The following is a 13889-nucleotide window of genomic DNA, read 5'->3' on the forward strand; positions in this document are numbered from 1 at the left end:
TACCGGCGCGGCGCGGCGCGGGCGTGACTCAGTCGACCAGGATGGGACGCTCCGCCCAGGTTTCCTCGCTGCCGTCGCGGCCGCGCAGGCGCAGGCCCAGCCAGTGGCGCCCTGGCTTGAACGACTCCGGCGGCAGGGAAACGTCCGCGTCGAAGCCCACGTTCGGATGCTGCGGATCGCTCGATTGCGGCCATACGTCCGTGAGGCCCTCGAAGACGCGTCCGTAGGCCGCGTGGGCAACGACCTGGCCATCGAGCAGGACGTCGATGCCGGCCAGGCCGACGCCGTCCTTGAAGGCCCAGCCCTTGACGTTGAAGCGCCTGCCAACACGCGCATCGGCCACCGGCGCATCGACCCAGGCCATCGCCGGTGTCGTGCAGCCACCTTGCACCGGCTTCCCATCCATGGCGAACAGCATGAAGCGCTGGCGGCCATGGTCGATGTTCAGCACCTGCGGTGGCGGCAACGGTCCGACCATCGCGCACAGATCGTGGTAACGGGCCAGCAGGTCGCGGTACTTGATCTCGGTGGTGCCGACCACGACCAGCACCGGCTTGTCGCCCCACTCGGCACGCCCGGCGCTCTGCAGGCCCCACAGGCGCAACTGCGGCGCGCGGCCATGCTTGTGATTGATCGGGTGGTCGAGCACGGCGATGCGAGGGTCGCCCAGGGCGAACCCCAGTTCGGCGCCGATCTTGAAGTTGTCCGCCACCACGCGCGTCCCGGCCGGCATCGTTGCCAGCCGCGCACGCACCGCGCGGGCCAGCGGTTCCCAGCCGGAGAAGTTGCTCGGATACCACTTCTCGGCCGCATTGCGTTCGCGCACGCCGGGCTGCGCGACGGCCAGGTAATAGCCCAGGTTGGCCACCAGCCCGACCCCGGCCAGCCCGACCGTGGCCAGCCGCCATCCGCGCGGCCAGCGCCACAACACCGCCGGCAACAGCGGCAGCAGTGCCAGGTAGCCCGGCAACGGCCAGTGAAAGCTGACCCGCTCGGTATCGGCAAAAAAACCGAGCGCGAAGAATCCCGTGACGACGCCGGCACCGAGCAGCGCGAAGTAGCGCTGCGGGGCGTCGGTGCTGGTCAGTCCGCGGCGCGCGGCGACGGCCAGCGCGGCGAACAGCAACGGCGTCACCAGCAACGCCTGGATGACGATGAACCAGACCGCATCGGCATGGAATGCCCATGGGTGGCGGTCGACCAGCTGGAAGCGCAGCCCGGCGTCGGCGTTGTCGAGGTTCCAGGCCACCAGTGGCGCCCAGGCCGATGCCCCGAACGCGATCGCCACCAGCACGCGAACGTCACGCAGCGCCCGCCGACCTTCGGCCAGCATCGCCAGGGCGATGAAGCCGACGGCGATCACGGCGATGAAGCGGTAATGGCACAGCGCACCCAGCGCCAGGCCGATGGCCAGTTCGAGCGCGGTCTCGGGCGTCACCTGTCGCAGCAGGCGTGCACCCGCGTCGACGCACAGCAAGGTTGCCAACGCCATCGCCGCATCCGGCAAGGCCATCACGCCCAGGCTGCCGGCCAGCGGCAGCAGCAGCGTGAAGCAACCGGCCAGCCAGCCGGCGCGCGCACCGAACTCGCGCGCGGCGATATGCACCATCAGGCACGGCACCAGGGAGGCGATCAGCAGGAACGGCAGGCGCACGGCAAACGCATGGTCGCCGCCGACGTGGGTTCCCAGGCGGGTCAGCCATGCCGTCAGGCCGGGCAGGTCCGAATAGGCCGCGGCCAGGTGTTGCCCCTCCTGCCAGTAGAACGCCTCGTCGACGAACAATGGCAGGCGGGCGGCCACGACCAGCTTGATCGCCAGCACTGCGACCCACAGCTCCCAGAACATGCGACGTTCCTGCACCGCATCCCGCATCCGTTCGTGACCTCGCTACACTCTGAGGGAATTCGTCACGGGCGAAGCGCCGGCGTACGCCGCCAGCGGCAACATCCAACAGGAGCACACGCGCGATGGCGGTATCCCTTTCGACGGCGACCATGCTAACCGATGGCCTGCGAGGCGCCCTTGAACGCGCCCAGGCGCAAGTCAATTCGCTGGTATTGGGCAAACCGCACGAGGTGCGCCTGGCATTCGTCGCGCTCCTTGCAGGCGGCCATCTGCTGATCGAGGACCTGCCTGGCCTGGGCAAGACCACGCTCGCCCACGCCCTGGCGGCGACCCTCGGGCTGGATTTCCAGCGCGTGCAGTTCACTTCCGACCTGTTGCCGGCCGATGTCGTGGGCGTGTCGGTGTTCGACCCGCAAGCACGCCAATTCCAGTTCCATCCCGGCCCGGTGTTCGCCCAGGTGCTGCTGGCGGATGAAATCAACCGCGCGCCGCCGCGCACCCAGAGCGCGCTGCTGGAAGCGATGGCCGAATACCAGGTCACGGTCGATGGCACGACGCATGCGCTGCCGGAACCGTTCTTCGTCATCGCCACGCAGAACCCGGTCGACCTGTCCGGCACGTATCCGTTGCCGGATTCCCAGCTGGACCGGTTCCTGCTGCGCCTGAGCCTGGGCTATCCGGACGCTGACGCCGAACGCCACCTGCTGGCCGGCGACGACCGTCGCGACCTGATCGCGCGCGTGCTGCCCCTGCTCGGCAGCGAGGATGTGCTCGCCGCCCGCCGCTCGGTGCAGCAGGTGCATGCCAGCGAGGCGCTGGTCGCCTACGTGCAGGCGCTGATGGCACGCAGCCGCCGCCACCCGGGCGTACGCGTCGGCCTGTCGCCGCGCGCCGGCCTGGCGTTGCTGCGCGCAGCACGCGCTTACGCACTGTTGCTTGGACGCGCGCACGTGCTGCCCGAGGACGTGCAGGCACTGTTCCCCGCCGTGGCTGCGCATCGCCTCGTCGGAGAGGTCGATGCCGGCAAGGATGCAGCATTGGCGAAGGCCATCCTGCATGCGGTGCCGGTGGACTGAGCGATGTCGCGGCCGGACCGCCAGACGCCGGTGCGCCTGCGCTCGCGATTGCACGCCTGGGCCATGGTCTGGACGCGTCCGCGCGATCCGGAGACCTTGCCGTGCGTACTGCACCGTCGTCGCATCTACGTGCTGCCGACGCGGTTCGGGCTGTTCTATGCGCTGCTGCTCTTGACGATGCTGCTGGGCGCGCTGAACTACAACAACAATCCCGCGCTGCTGCTCGGCCTGATGCTGGCCGGTGCCGGCCTCGCCAGTCTCGTCGCGGCGCAGATGCAATTGTCGGGACTGGAGCTGGTCACGGCCGACGCCGAACCGGTCGCTGCGGGCGCCGCGCTGTGCGTTCGCCTGTACGCGCGCGCCGCGCCCGGTCGCGTGCGTCGCGGACTGCGCCTGGACGATGACGGTACGTTCGACGCCGCGCCTGGCATCCTCAATCTCGATAGAGGCAGCGGTGAGTCGCAATTGCTGCTGCCGACGCAGCAGCGCGGCTGGTTCGACCTGCCCAAGCTGCGACTGTCGACCACGCGTCCGCTGGGATTGGCACGGGCATGGGCCTATGTCTGGCCGGAGTCGCCGTTGCTGGTCTACCCGGCGCCCGAGGCCAGCGGTCCGCCGCTGCCGGCAGGCCACGGTGATCGTGTCCAGTCGCGGGTGCACCCGAGCGGCGACGATGTCCATCACCTGCGCGGCTATCGCAGCGGTGATGCACGCCGGGCCATCGCCTGGAAGCCTTCGGCACGGCGTGACACGCTGCTGGTGCGCGAGTTCGAGCAACCCCTTGGCGCCGAAGTCGTGCTCGACTGGCGCGAAATCGCCGGCATCGGCTACGAAGCGCGGATTGCCCGCCTGGCGCGATGGATCGACGACGCCGAACGCGAAGGACGGCGCTACCAGCTGCGCCTTCCCGGCCATGCCGCGTTGGGGCCCGACCGCGGACCGCAACACCGGCACGCCTGCCTGCGCGCACTGGCGTTGATGCCCCATGGCTGATCCGGCCGCGCCAGCGCTCGATCCTCGCAGCCGTCGCTGGGCATTGCTCAGCGCCGCTGTCTGCCTGTTGCCGTTGCTGTTGCAGTTGCCGCTGGCAATCGCGGTGACCATCGCTCTCAGCGCCGTGGCGGTGGTTGCCATGTCCTGGCGCCAGCCGCTGCATGGCCTCATCCGACTGTTGCTGTCGGTGGTGCTGATCGCGACGGTGCTGGCGATGAGCGATTTCTCGATCGGCCGGGACACCGGTTGCGCGTTGCTGGCGGCGATGCTGGCGATCAAACCGTCGGAGACCTTCAGCCTGCGCGACGCGCGCAGCCTGCTCGGCTTCGCATTGTTCGCACCGTTTGCCACCTTCCTGCTCGACCAGGGCCCCCTGTCGCTGGCACTGGGCCTGACTGCGACCCTGCTGGCGCTGGCTGCGTTGCAACTGCTGGCGGATGTCGAATCCGGCGACGTTCGTCGCGATGTTTCACCTGCCCGGCGCATGGCCGGCACCGCCCGCCTGCTTGCGCTCGGGCTGCCGCTGGCGCTGGCCGCATTCTGGCTGTTCCCACGGTTGGGCTCGCCGCTGTGGGGCATCCCCGAACGTGCCATGGGCAGCACCGGCCTTTCGGACCGCATGAGTCCGGGCGACTGGAATGACCTCATGGTCGATGACCGCCCCGCCCTGCGCGCACGCTTCTTCGGAAAGGTGCCGTCGCCTTCGCAGATGTACTGGCGCGGGCCGGTGATGTGGGATTTCGACGGCCGCACCTGGAGGCAGCCGCGATGGATGGCCGGCTGGAGCGAAACCGACGTCGAGCCGGGCCCGCAGCGCTGGGATTACGAGATCGAGATGGAGCCCACCGAACGCCGCCAGCTCGTTGCCCTCGACTTGCTGCTCTCCGCGCCGAGCGGCAGCGAACTGGACCCGGACCACAACCTGCAGTCGCTGACCCAGCTGACCGGCGTCAGCCGCTGGCGCATGCAGTCGGCGCCGCCTCTGCGCTACGAAGCGAGGCTGTCGCCACAGACGCGCAAGTACGCGCTGCAGCTGCCGGCGGGCTTCAACCCGCGCACGCTCGCGCTGGCCAGGCAATGGCGCGTCGAGGCCGGTCGTTCGTTCGGCAGCGCGTCCGCGGACAGCGCGATCGTGAAGCGCGCCCTCGACTGGATCCGCCGCGACTTCGCCTACACCCTGGAAGTGCCGCTGCCGGGGCGCAACAGCATCGACGAATTCCTGTTCGACCAGCGCGCCGGTTTCTGCCAGCACTTCAGCTCGTCGTTCGTCGTGCTGATGCGCGGCGCCGGCATCCCCGCGCGCGTGGTCACCGGCTACGCCGGCGGCTACCGCAATTCGGTCGGCGGCTATTGGCTGGTACGTCGCTCCGATGCCCACGCCTGGGCCGAGGTCTGGCTGCGCGGGCGCGGCTGGGTGCGCGTGGACCCGACCGCCGCCGTCGCACCCGAGCGCATCTACGACACGATCGACGATCGCCGCTCCATCGCCGGCGGCCTGCTCGGCGGCCTGACCGGCGGGCACTCGCTCATCGACGTCGGCGACTGGCTGCGACGTGGCTGGAACGACTTCGTCCTCGGCTTCGACGCCAATCGCCAGCAACGCCTGCTGCGGCCGCTCGGTATCGAGCGCATCGACGACCGCACCCTGGTGCTGCTGCTGATGCTGGCCGTGGCGATGGGACTGCTGTGGATGGTGTGGTTCAGCCGCCGCAACGAGCGCGAGCCCGACCCGGTGCTTCGCGCCTGGCACGCGATGGCCCGCCGCTATCGCCCGTTCGGCCTGGAGCGCCTTCCCGACGAACCGGCCGGTCGCTGGGTCGAGCGGGTCGCAGCGGCCCGGCCCGAGCTGGCCACCGGGTTGCGGGTGATCAGCGACCGTTTCAGCGATTGGCGGTACGCTGACGGCGAACCGGGGGGACGTTCGGCCCGCGCCTTGACCCAGGCGTTGCGTGCGCATCGCCCGTCGCCCCGCAATGACGGCAATGGCAATAATGGCTAATGCGAAGGACTCCAGGAGCTCGCCGATGAAGGTTCGCCTCGCCCTACTCTCCCTCGGCACGTTGATGCTGGCCGCCTGCGTCACGGCACCGCAACCGCTGCAGGGCGAGTTCAACCAGATCACGCCGCGCGACGCGTCGGCCAGCGACATCACCGGTGCCACCGTGCGCTGGGGCGGCCGCGTGGTCGCTGTCGAGCCGCAGCCCAACCGCACCTGCTTCGAGATGATCTCGACGTACTTGGGCGACAACGCCCGACCGTACTGGGGCAGCGACGACACCGGCGGACGTTTCATTGCCTGCCGTACCGGCTTCTACGACCCGGCGGTATTCGAGAAGAATCGCGAAGTCACCTTCGTCGGTCGCGTCAGCGGCTACCAGAACCGCCGCATCGGCGAGTACGACTACCGTTTCCCGCAGGTCGAGGCCGACGTGGTCTACCTGTGGCCGGTGCGCGAGACGGTCGACGTCGTCGGCTATCCGGCGGCGCCGTGGCCGTGGTGGGGTTGGTGGTAAGGCCCAGGCTCAGCGCGAGGTTCCGAACCGCCCCAGCGGCGCTCCCGCGAGCAGGTGCAGGTGGATCTGGAACACCGTCTGCCCGCCGTGGCCATTGCAGTTCATGACGATCCGGTAGCCATCTTCGGCAAAGCCTTCACGCTTGGCGTAGTCCGCCGCCGCCACTGCGAGGCGGCCGACGATCGCAGCCTGGTCCGGCTGCAGGTCGTTGAGCGTGGCGACATCGGTCTTGGGCACGAACAGCACGTGCACCGGCGCCTGCGGGGCGATGTCGCGGAACGCGATCAGGTGCTCGTCCTCGAAGACGATGTCGGCCGGGATCTCGCGCTTGATGATCTTGTGGAAGATAGTCTCGGACATGGCGCTCGGCTGCTGTTGGTGTCGGGTCAAACGCGACTTTACGCCCGCGCGGAGCCGGCCCGCATCAATCGCGGTCGGTCATCTCGCTGCGGCTGCCGAACGCGTGCGACAACGTGCCGCGGTCGACGTACTCCAGTTCACCACCCAGCGGCACGCCATGGGCGAGGCGGCTCGGACGCACCTTGTGCTGGCGGGCTAGCTGCGCGAGGTAATGCGCGGTGGCCTCGCCTTCGACGGTCGGATTGGTGGCGATGATCATTTCCTGAACCTCGCCTTCGGCCAGGCGCGCGGCCAGCGAGTCCAGTCCGAGCTCGCGCGGGCCGATGCCGTCCAATGGCGACAGCCGACCCTGCAACACGAAATACAGGCCGCGATAACCGGTGGCCTGTTCGATCGCGAGGCGATCGGCCGGCGATTCGACCACGCACAACTGATGCGCGTCACGCGAGGCGCTGGCGCAGGTCGCGCAGACCTCACCTTCGGTGAAGTCGCGACAGCGCGCGCAATGGCCGATGTTCTCGACCGCGGCCGACAGCGCATCGGCCAGGCGCTGGCCACCGGCGCGCTCGCGCTCCAGCACGTGGTAGGCCATGCGCTGCGCCGACTTCTGGCCGACGCCGGGCAGCACGCGGAACGCCTCGATGAGTTGTTCGAGAAGCGAGCTCAAGTCAGAACGGCATCTTCATGCCGGGCGGAATCGGCATGCCGGCGGTGGCGGCCGACATCTTCGACTGCGATTCGGCGTTGACCTTGTTGACCGCGTCGTTGAATGCCGCGGCGATCAGGTCTTCGACCATTTCCTGGTCGCTGAGCACGCTCGGGTCGATGCGGACCTTGCGGCACTCCATGCGGCCGGTGATGGTGACACTGACCATGCCGCCGCCGGCATTGCCGGTGACCTCGAGCTTGGCCAGTTCTTCCTGCGCGCGCTGCACGTTTTCCTGCATCTTCTGCGCTTGCTGCATCAATTGGGCAATGTTTCCACGCATGTCTTTCACTCGTCTTCTGGCAATGGAGCCCCTGCGTCAGGGGCGACGGCCATGCGCACTGCGCGCTGGCGGGGGATTATTTCTCGTCGTAGGGCCGGATCGAATCCGGCACGACCTTGGCGCCGTGCTGGGAGATCAGCCGCTGCACGTCGGGATCGCTCATGAAAGTCGCCTCGGCCGCGGCCTGGCGCTCGTCGCGGCTGCGCTCGTTGCGCTGGTGCAGCGATTCCGCCGAGCGGGCCTCGACGAAACGCACCTGCGGCGTGGCGCCCAACGTCGGCGCCAGCGCCTCGGCCATCAGCTCGACCAGCGCAGGGCTGCGCAGGTGGTCGTCGACCGGCGCCAGCGACAGGCTCAGCACACCTTCGGAGTACGAAACGAAACCCGCGTGCTCGGCAAGCATCCGCGCCGGACCGCGCAGGCTGGTGGCAGCGACCATCGCGTGCCAGGCATCGGCGTCGGCAATGCCGGCACCGTGAACGAAAGTGGCGTCGGCCGGCATCGGCGCGGGCGGCGTCGCGGGTGCCCTGGCCACGACAGGCTCTGCCACGACAGGCTCCGCGGCGACAGGCTCCGCGACCGGTGCAGGCGTCGGACGTGCCGGCGGCGCGACTGGCGGCTGCGGTCGCGGCGCTTCAGCGGCGAACGGGCTCGGCGGTGGCGTGCGCTCGCGCGGCGCCGGATCAGCAGGCGCAGCAGTTGCGGCGCTGCGCGGTGCGGGGTTGCGTGCTGACTGTGTCGGCTCGCCCGGCGCGCGGGCGCCATCGCCATCACCCGGACGGAACGCCAGCATGCGCAGCACGCTCATCTCGAAACCGGCACGCGGGCTCGGTGCAAGCGCCAGGTCGCGACGACCGTTGAGCGCCATCTGGTACCACAGCTGCACCACTTCCGGCCGCAACTGCCCGGCCAGCGCATCGATGTCGACGCCATCGGCCTCGACCTGCGCCTCGGGCACCAGCTGGCGCACCTGGATCCGGTGCAGGGCGTCGCTGAAAGCCTCCAGCACGCTGCCCCAGTCCGGCGAGAACTCGGCCAGCACGGCCACCTCGGCCAGCAATCGCTCGCCATCGCCTTCGGCCAGGGCCGAGAGCAGCGCACCGACGCGGGTACGGTCGACCGTGCCCAGCATGGTCGCCACGCCGGCGTCGCCCAGCGTGCCGCCACCGGCGCTGGCGCCGGTGTAGGCGATGGCCTGGTCGAGCAACGACAGACCGTCGCGCAGGCTGCCGTCGGCGGCCTTGGCGAGCTGGCGGATGGCGCCGGCCTCCGCAGCAATGCCCTCGGCTTCCAGGATCCGGGTCATCTGCCCGTTGATCTGCTGCTCGTCCAGGCGCTTGAGGTTGAACTGCAGGCAGCGCGACAGCACCGTCACCGGCAGCTTCTGCGGATCGGTCGTGGCGAGCAGGAACTTCACGTGCCCCGGCGGCTCCTCCAGCGTCTTCAGCAGCGCGTTGAAGGCCGACTTGGACAGCATGTGCACTTCGTCGATCAGGTAGACCTTCACCCGACCGCGGCTGGGCATGTACTGGGCGTTGTCGATGACCTCGCGGACGTCATCGACACCGGTATTGCTGGCGGCGTCGATCTCCAGCAGGTCGATGAAGCGCCCGGAATCGATGTCCCGGCAGGCGCCGCACTCGCCACAGGGCTCGGCCGACGTGCCGCGCTCGCAGTTCAGCGACTTGGCGAAGATTCGCGCGATGGTCGTCTTGCCGACACCGCGGGTGCCGGTGAACAGGAAGGCGTGGTGGACGCGGCCGGAATCGAGCGCATTGGTCAGCGCACGGACCACGTGCTCCTGTCCGACCAGTTCGGCGAAGCGCTTCGGACGCCACTTGCGGGCGAGGACGAGGTAGGACATGGCCACATTCTGCCATGCCCAGTCGCGCGCACCGCGACTGGCGCCGCGGCCGACGATCGCGCTTGTCCCGGGGACCGGCGGCGGCTAGAATCTGCGACCCCTGCAAAACGGCTGGATGCCGCGTTCAGGGGTTGGGAAGCCAAGGTGCGGAGAGGTGTCCGAGTGGTTGAAGGAGCACGCCTGGAAAGTGTGTAAGCGTCTAAACCGCGCTTCGGGGGTTCGAATCCCCCTCTCTCCGCCAGCTTCAACAGTGTGGGAAAAGCCCCGCCGCCAACGCGGGGCTTTTGATGAAAGTCTCTATGGTGGCCCCGTCGGCCCCTCGCGACGCTAGGTCGAAAACTCCGCCAGGGCCGGAAGGCAGCAACGGTATTGACTGATGCGGGTGCCGAGGTCAGCCGGCGGGGCCATCGCCTTTTGCGTCCCCGGGCGATTCGTGGCGATCAGGTCTGCTGCGGGTGCAGCCAGCCGGCATCGCCGTCGGCGTAGCGCTCATGCTTCCAGATCGGCACGCGAGCCTTGACCTCGTCGATGACGAATCGGCAGGCGGCAAACGCGGCGTCGCGATGCGCGGCGCTCACCCCCACCCACACCGCCATTTCACCGATCGCCAGGTCGCCGACGCGGTGCACGCAGCGCGCATCGAGGATGTCGAACTTCGCCAGCGCCTCGGCCAGCACGCGCTCGCCTTCGGCTTCCGCCAGCGCGGCGTAGGCCTCGTAGCGCAGGCCGTGCACGGCACGGCCGTCGTTGTGGTCGCGGACCCAGCCCTCGAAGCTGGCATAGCCGCCGACGCGGTCGTCGAGCAGCTGTGCGCGCAGGGTGGCGGTGTCGAACGGAGTTTCGGAAAGGCTGAAATGCTTCGTCATGTCGTTGCTGCTGTTCCGGTCAGCCGCCGCTGACCGGAGGAATGAAGGCGATCTCGCTGCCGGCGCGAACCGGCTGTTCCCAGCGCGCGAACTCGCCGTCGACGGCCACGCGCAGGCGCTCGGGCGGCAGGGCGAAGCCATGGCGCGCGCGCAACGTCTCGTACAGGCCGCGCAGGTCGCCCGCCGCCTCGACCGATTCGCTGGCGACGCCGGCGGCATCGCGCAGGCTGGCAAAGTACAGCACGGTGGCCGCAGCCATCAGCCCATCGTCCCGATGTCATGGCGGCCGCCGCGCTTGCCCAGCACCCGCGCCGGGCCCAGAACGATCGCGTGCGAGAGCGCCTTGCACATGTCGTAGACCGTCAGCGCTGCCACGGTTGCGCCGGTCAGCGCTTCCATCTCCACGCCGGTTCGGTGCGTGGTGCGCACGGTGCATTCGATGCGCAGCGTGGTCGTGCCGTCCCAGTCGACGGCTATCCGGCAACCGTCGATCGGCAGCGGATGGCAGAACGGAATCAAATCATGGGTACGCTTGACCGCCATGGTGCCGGCGATGATCGCGGTATCGACGATGCCGCCCTTGGCGCTTTTCAGCCCGGATGCGCGCAACTGCGCTGCCACGGCCGGGGGGAAGCGCACCTTGCATTCGGCGCGCGCCTCGCGCGCGGTCACTGCCTTCGCGGAAACGTCGACCATGGCCGGACGGCCGTCCGGGTCGATATGCGTCAGCTGCTTTCGCGTGGATGCTTTTCGCATGGATGGAGTCTGGGCCTTCATTCAACCGCCGATCAGGTACATCTCGACATGCTGGCGCGATGCGCCAGCCGCTCCGCGCAGTTCGCTGTAACGGTCACCACGGTGCGTCCACAGGCGGGTCACGCGCTCGCGCAATGACGACTCGCCCTGCGCCAGCGCCGGTCGCAGGTCGTGGCCGTCGGACGCAAACAGGCAGGTATAGAGCTTGCCGTCGGCAGACACGCGGGCGCGATGGCAGTCGCCGCAGAACGGTTCGCTGACCGAGCTGACGAAGCCGACTTCGCCCAGGCCATCGGCAAAGGCGTAGCGCGATGCCACTTCGCCGCGGTAGTTGGCTTCCAGGGCACGCAATGGCCGGCGCGCGGCGATGCGGTCGCGCAGCTCCGCCGAAGGCACCACGCGATCGCGCACCCAGCCGTTGCAGGTGCCCACGTCCATGTACTCGATGAAGCGCAGCACGTGGCCACTGCCACGGAAATGCTCGAGCAGCGGCAGTACCTGGTCTTCGTTGATGCCGCGTTCGACCACGCAGTTGAGCTTGATCGAGGCGAAACCCGCCGCCTGCGCAGCCTCGATGCCCGCCAGCACATCGGCGATGTCGCCGCGGCCGCCGCTCATCTGCCTGAAGCGCTGCGGATCGAGTGCATCCAGGCTGACCGTGATGCGGCCCAGGCCGGCGTCGCGCAGCGCGCGCGCCTGCGGCGCCAGCAGGGAACCATTGGTGGTCAGGGCGATGTCTTCCAGCCCGCCGATCGCCGCCAGCCGTTCCACCAGCTGCGGCAGCCGCTTGCGCAGCAACGGCTCGCCGCCGGTGAGGCGCAGCTTGTTGACGCCGAGCGCCACGAAGCCGCGCACCAACGTCTCGATTTCGTCGAACGACAGGCGCGACGCCGCATCGAAGCCGTAATCGTCCGGCACGCGCTCGGCCGGCATGCAATACGGGCAACGGAAATTGCACGCCTCGATCACCGACAGGCGCAGATCACGCAACGGCCGGCCGCGCAGGTCATGCGGCAGCGACGACGGCGGCAGCGGCGACGGCGACGGTACGGCACTCATGCCGGCTGCACCTGCATGGCCGTCGGCGCCTCAAGCGCCACGACCTGGCCCGGATGGGCGACGCGGTAACCGCGGGCGGCCAGAATCTCGCCTTCCTCGCGATTGCCATAGTGGTACAGCAGGCAGCGCGCGAGCAGCGCCGCCGTGTATTCGCGTTCGAGGTCTTCGATGCCGCTGTGCGAGGGGTTGCCGTGCAGCGCGCAATCGTGGGCGATCAGCTCACCCGCATCGGCATAGCGCGCCAGCATCTCCGGGATCGGGCGGGTGTCGCCGGTCCACACCACGCTGCCATGCAGTCGCAGACCATAGGCGGTCTCGGGCCAGTGGTGGCGGGTGGCGAATACTTCCAGGCGCACGCCGTCGTGCCAGAAGGAGCCGCCGACCGGGATCACATGGAAGGCATCCCAGAAGTTGACCCCGCCTTCGGCCAGCGCATTCGGGTAGTCGCCCACGCGCTGGTGCAGCAGCGGCAACACGGTGGCCGGCACGTACAGGCGGACCTTGCCGCGCCGTTCCGGATTGAAGAAGGTCGAAACGAACAGGCGCTCGAAGCCGGCGACGTGGTCGAGGTGGGTATGGGTGATGAACAACGCCGACGGTGCATCACCGTAATACGCCTGGTACGCGGTCAGGCCTTCGCCGCCACAGTCGATGGTCAGCCATGGCGCCCCATTGCGCTCGATGGTCGCCATCGCCGAGCCGAGCTCGACCGCGGACGCATTGCCGACTCCGTGCAGGCGCAGTTGCCAAGCCATGCTCAATAGCCTCGATCCCAGGCGCGGTCGTAGGCCTCGCGCAGACGGCCGAAATCGCGCTCGACTTCCTCGACGCTGCGGTTGCCGCGCAGCTTCAGCAGCGACCTCTTGAGCCGTGCGAGGTTGCGTTCGCGCCAGGCGGTGGCGGGAATGCGCATGCGGCCACGGTCGAGGTCGATGATCCAGCCTCTACCGGTGGTGGTGAACAACAGGTTGTGGGCGTTGAGGTCGGCGTGGTCGAGGCCGGCGCGATGGGCGCGGGCGATCAGGCGGCCGGCCTCTTCCCAGGGCGCACCGTCGCCGGCGACCGCGGCGCGGTCGGCCAGGGTGCGCACGTCATCGAGGCGCTCCAGCAGGATCGCGGCGCGGTAGAACATGCCGTCGCGGCGATAACAGGCAGCGATTGGCCGCGGTACCGGCACGCCCTTCTCGGCCATGGTCCGGGTCAGGCGGAACTCGGCGAAGCTGCGCGTGCTGGCGGCGCCGTGCCACCAGTAGCGATCGCGGCTGACGCGAGCCGCCATGCCGCCGCGCAGGTAACGCCGCAACAGTGCGGGGCCGAACGGCGCGTCGACGAACCAGGCGCCACCGCGTCCGCCACTCTCGACCGGGCGCGCACGTTGCTCCCAGAACGACGGCACGAACCACTCCGGGCTCGCTTGCCGCACCCGGTTACGGTCGAACAGAATGGCTCCGTATCCGCTGTCGTCGCGGAACGGCGTCAACTCTTCGGTAGCATCGAACCCCGTCATTCCCCGGAGTCTAGCAATTCACGTGCCCAGCAACCTGCCTTCACGCGCCGCATGCAATCC

Annotated in this window: 15 protein-coding genes, 1 tRNA gene and 1 other RNA gene; 6 read left to right on the forward strand and 11 right to left on the reverse strand. The window is 69.0% G+C overall.

Going from position 1 to position 13889, the window contains the following annotated elements; all coding sequences use genetic code 11:
* Nucleotides 1–28: 28 nt before the first annotated feature.
* A complete protein-coding gene (locus tag ACFOPO_RS13170; protein WP_386703658.1) occupies nucleotides 29–1873 on the reverse strand; it encodes an ArnT family glycosyltransferase in 1845 nt (614 codons plus the stop codon).
* A 95-nt stretch (nucleotides 1874–1968) separates the two neighbouring features.
* Here ACFOPO_RS13170 and ACFOPO_RS13175 point away from each other — a divergent pair, with 95 nt between their 5' ends.
* The 4 genes from ACFOPO_RS13175 to ACFOPO_RS13190 all read left to right on the forward strand — a co-directional run bounded on the left by ACFOPO_RS13175 (nucleotide 1969) and on the right by ACFOPO_RS13190 (nucleotide 6428).
* Nucleotides 1969–2922, forward strand: coding sequence for an AAA family ATPase (locus ACFOPO_RS13175; RefSeq protein ID WP_386703659.1), 954 nt, complete (start codon nucleotides 1969–1971; stop codon nucleotides 2920–2922).
* 63 nt (nucleotides 2923–2985) lie between these two features.
* Entirely contained in the window at nucleotides 2986–3915 is a 930-nt protein-coding gene (locus tag ACFOPO_RS13180; protein WP_386703886.1) for a DUF58 domain-containing protein, read from the forward strand.
* Complete coding sequence (locus ACFOPO_RS13185; RefSeq protein ID WP_386703660.1) at nucleotides 3908–5914, forward strand: DUF3488 and DUF4129 domain-containing transglutaminase family protein; 2007 nt, start codon at nucleotides 3908–3910, stop codon at nucleotides 5912–5914. The genes ACFOPO_RS13180 and ACFOPO_RS13185 overlap by 8 nt, the downstream gene beginning before the upstream one ends.
* Nucleotides 5915–5939: 25 nt before the next feature.
* A complete protein-coding gene (locus ACFOPO_RS13190; RefSeq protein WP_386703661.1) occupies nucleotides 5940–6428 on the forward strand; it encodes a Slp family lipoprotein in 489 nt (162 codons plus the stop codon).
* 9 nt (nucleotides 6429–6437) lie between these two features.
* Here the strand turns inward: ACFOPO_RS13190 and ACFOPO_RS13195 are convergent, their stop codons facing one another.
* The 4 genes from ACFOPO_RS13195 to dnaX form a co-directional block, all read right to left on the reverse strand.
* The gene (locus ACFOPO_RS13195) at nucleotides 6438–6788 is read right to left on the reverse strand and encodes a histidine triad nucleotide-binding protein (RefSeq protein ID WP_386703662.1); all 351 of its coding nucleotides are present in this window, start codon (nucleotides 6786–6788) and stop codon (nucleotides 6438–6440) included.
* A gap of 64 nt (nucleotides 6789–6852) precedes the next feature.
* The gene (gene recR, locus ACFOPO_RS13200) at nucleotides 6853–7455 is read right to left on the reverse strand and encodes a recombination mediator RecR (RefSeq protein WP_386703663.1); all 603 of its coding nucleotides are present in this window, start codon (nucleotides 7453–7455) and stop codon (nucleotides 6853–6855) included.
* A gap of 1 nt (nucleotide 7456) precedes the next feature.
* Entirely contained in the window at nucleotides 7457–7777 is a 321-nt protein-coding gene (locus tag ACFOPO_RS13205; RefSeq protein WP_158733669.1) for a YbaB/EbfC family nucleoid-associated protein, read from the reverse strand.
* A gap of 76 nt (nucleotides 7778–7853) precedes the next feature.
* Nucleotides 7854–9641 (reverse strand): DNA polymerase III subunit gamma/tau, encoded by a 1788-nt coding sequence (gene dnaX / locus ACFOPO_RS13210; protein ID WP_386703664.1) that lies wholly within the window; start codon nucleotides 9639–9641, stop codon nucleotides 7854–7856.
* A 148-nt stretch (nucleotides 9642–9789) separates the two neighbouring features.
* Between dnaX and ACFOPO_RS13215 the strand changes: the two genes are divergently transcribed.
* Both ACFOPO_RS13215 and ffs read left to right on the forward strand, forming a co-directional pair.
* Nucleotides 9790–9882, forward strand: a tRNA-Ser gene (locus ACFOPO_RS13215).
* 67 nt (nucleotides 9883–9949) lie between these two features.
* Nucleotides 9950–10046: signal recognition particle sRNA small type (gene ffs / locus ACFOPO_RS13220), an RNA gene on the forward strand.
* Between the two features lie 35 nt (nucleotides 10047–10081).
* Here the strand turns inward: ffs and ACFOPO_RS13225 are convergent.
* From ACFOPO_RS13225 to ACFOPO_RS13250, 6 genes are read right to left on the reverse strand one after another with little or no spacing between them, the layout of a single operon-like run.
* Entirely contained in the window at nucleotides 10082–10507 is a 426-nt protein-coding gene (locus ACFOPO_RS13225; protein ID WP_386703665.1) for a molybdenum cofactor biosynthesis protein MoaE, read from the reverse strand.
* 19 nt (nucleotides 10508–10526) lie between these two features.
* Entirely contained in the window at nucleotides 10527–10769 is a 243-nt protein-coding gene (gene moaD / locus ACFOPO_RS13230; RefSeq protein ID WP_386703887.1) for a molybdopterin converting factor subunit 1, read from the reverse strand.
* Complete coding sequence (moaC, locus tag ACFOPO_RS13235; protein ID WP_386703666.1) at nucleotides 10766–11284, reverse strand: cyclic pyranopterin monophosphate synthase MoaC; 519 nt, start codon at nucleotides 11282–11284, stop codon at nucleotides 10766–10768. The genes moaD and moaC overlap by 4 nt, the downstream gene beginning before the upstream one ends.
* A complete protein-coding gene (gene moaA, locus ACFOPO_RS13240; RefSeq protein ID WP_386703667.1) occupies nucleotides 11285–12322 on the reverse strand; it encodes a GTP 3',8-cyclase MoaA in 1038 nt (345 codons plus the stop codon). It lies immediately after the preceding gene.
* Nucleotides 12319–13077, reverse strand: coding sequence for an MBL fold metallo-hydrolase (locus tag ACFOPO_RS13245; RefSeq protein ID WP_386703668.1), 759 nt, complete (start codon nucleotides 13075–13077; stop codon nucleotides 12319–12321). The genes moaA and ACFOPO_RS13245 overlap by 4 nt, the downstream gene beginning before the upstream one ends.
* Nucleotides 13078–13079: 2 nt before the next feature.
* Nucleotides 13080–13829, reverse strand: a complete 750-nt coding sequence (locus tag ACFOPO_RS13250; RefSeq protein ID WP_386703669.1) for a 3-deoxy-D-manno-octulosonic acid kinase — start codon at nucleotides 13827–13829, stop codon at nucleotides 13080–13082.
* Nucleotides 13830–13889 lie beyond the last annotated feature (60 nt).

The organism is Lysobacter sp. GCM10012299, assembly GCF_042649405.1.
Lineage (GTDB): Bacteria > Pseudomonadota > Gammaproteobacteria > Xanthomonadales > Xanthomonadaceae > Lysobacter_J.

What these genes read in the sequence shown, in the direction of transcription:
- ACFOPO_RS13170 (WP_386703658.1), bottom strand. Translation starts at nt 1,873, where the DNA reads ATGCGGGATGCGGTGCAGGAACGTCGCATGTTCTGGGAGCTGTGGGTC.
- ACFOPO_RS13175 (WP_386703659.1), top strand. Translation starts at nt 1,969, where the DNA reads ATGGCGGTATCCCTTTCGACGGCGACCATGCTAACCGATGGCCTGCGA.
- ACFOPO_RS13180 (WP_386703886.1), top strand. Translation starts at nt 2,986, where the DNA reads ATGGTCTGGACGCGTCCGCGCGATCCGGAGACCTTGCCGTGCGTACTG.
- ACFOPO_RS13185 (WP_386703660.1), top strand. Translation starts at nt 3,908, where the DNA reads ATGGCTGATCCGGCCGCGCCAGCGCTCGATCCTCGCAGCCGTCGCTGG.
- ACFOPO_RS13190 (WP_386703661.1), top strand. Translation starts at nt 5,940, where the DNA reads ATGAAGGTTCGCCTCGCCCTACTCTCCCTCGGCACGTTGATGCTGGCC.
- ACFOPO_RS13195 (WP_386703662.1), bottom strand. Translation starts at nt 6,788, where the DNA reads ATGTCCGAGACTATCTTCCACAAGATCATCAAGCGCGAGATCCCGGCC.
- ACFOPO_RS13205 (WP_158733669.1), bottom strand. Translation starts at nt 7,777, where the DNA reads ATGCGTGGAAACATTGCCCAATTGATGCAGCAAGCGCAGAAGATGCAG.
- dnaX (WP_386703664.1), bottom strand. Translation starts at nt 9,641, where the DNA reads ATGTCCTACCTCGTCCTCGCCCGCAAGTGGCGTCCGAAGCGCTTCGCC.
- ACFOPO_RS13225 (WP_386703665.1), bottom strand. Translation starts at nt 10,507, where the DNA reads ATGACGAAGCATTTCAGCCTTTCCGAAACTCCGTTCGACACCGCCACC.
- moaC (WP_386703666.1), bottom strand. Translation starts at nt 11,284, where the DNA reads ATGAAGGCCCAGACTCCATCCATGCGAAAAGCATCCACGCGAAAGCAG.
- moaA (WP_386703667.1), bottom strand. Translation starts at nt 12,322, where the DNA reads ATGAGTGCCGTACCGTCGCCGTCGCCGCTGCCGCCGTCGTCGCTGCCG.
- ACFOPO_RS13245 (WP_386703668.1), bottom strand. Translation starts at nt 13,077, where the DNA reads ATGGCTTGGCAACTGCGCCTGCACGGAGTCGGCAATGCGTCCGCGGTC.
- ACFOPO_RS13250 (WP_386703669.1), bottom strand. Translation starts at nt 13,829, where the DNA reads ATGACGGGGTTCGATGCTACCGAAGAGTTGACGCCGTTCCGCGACGAC.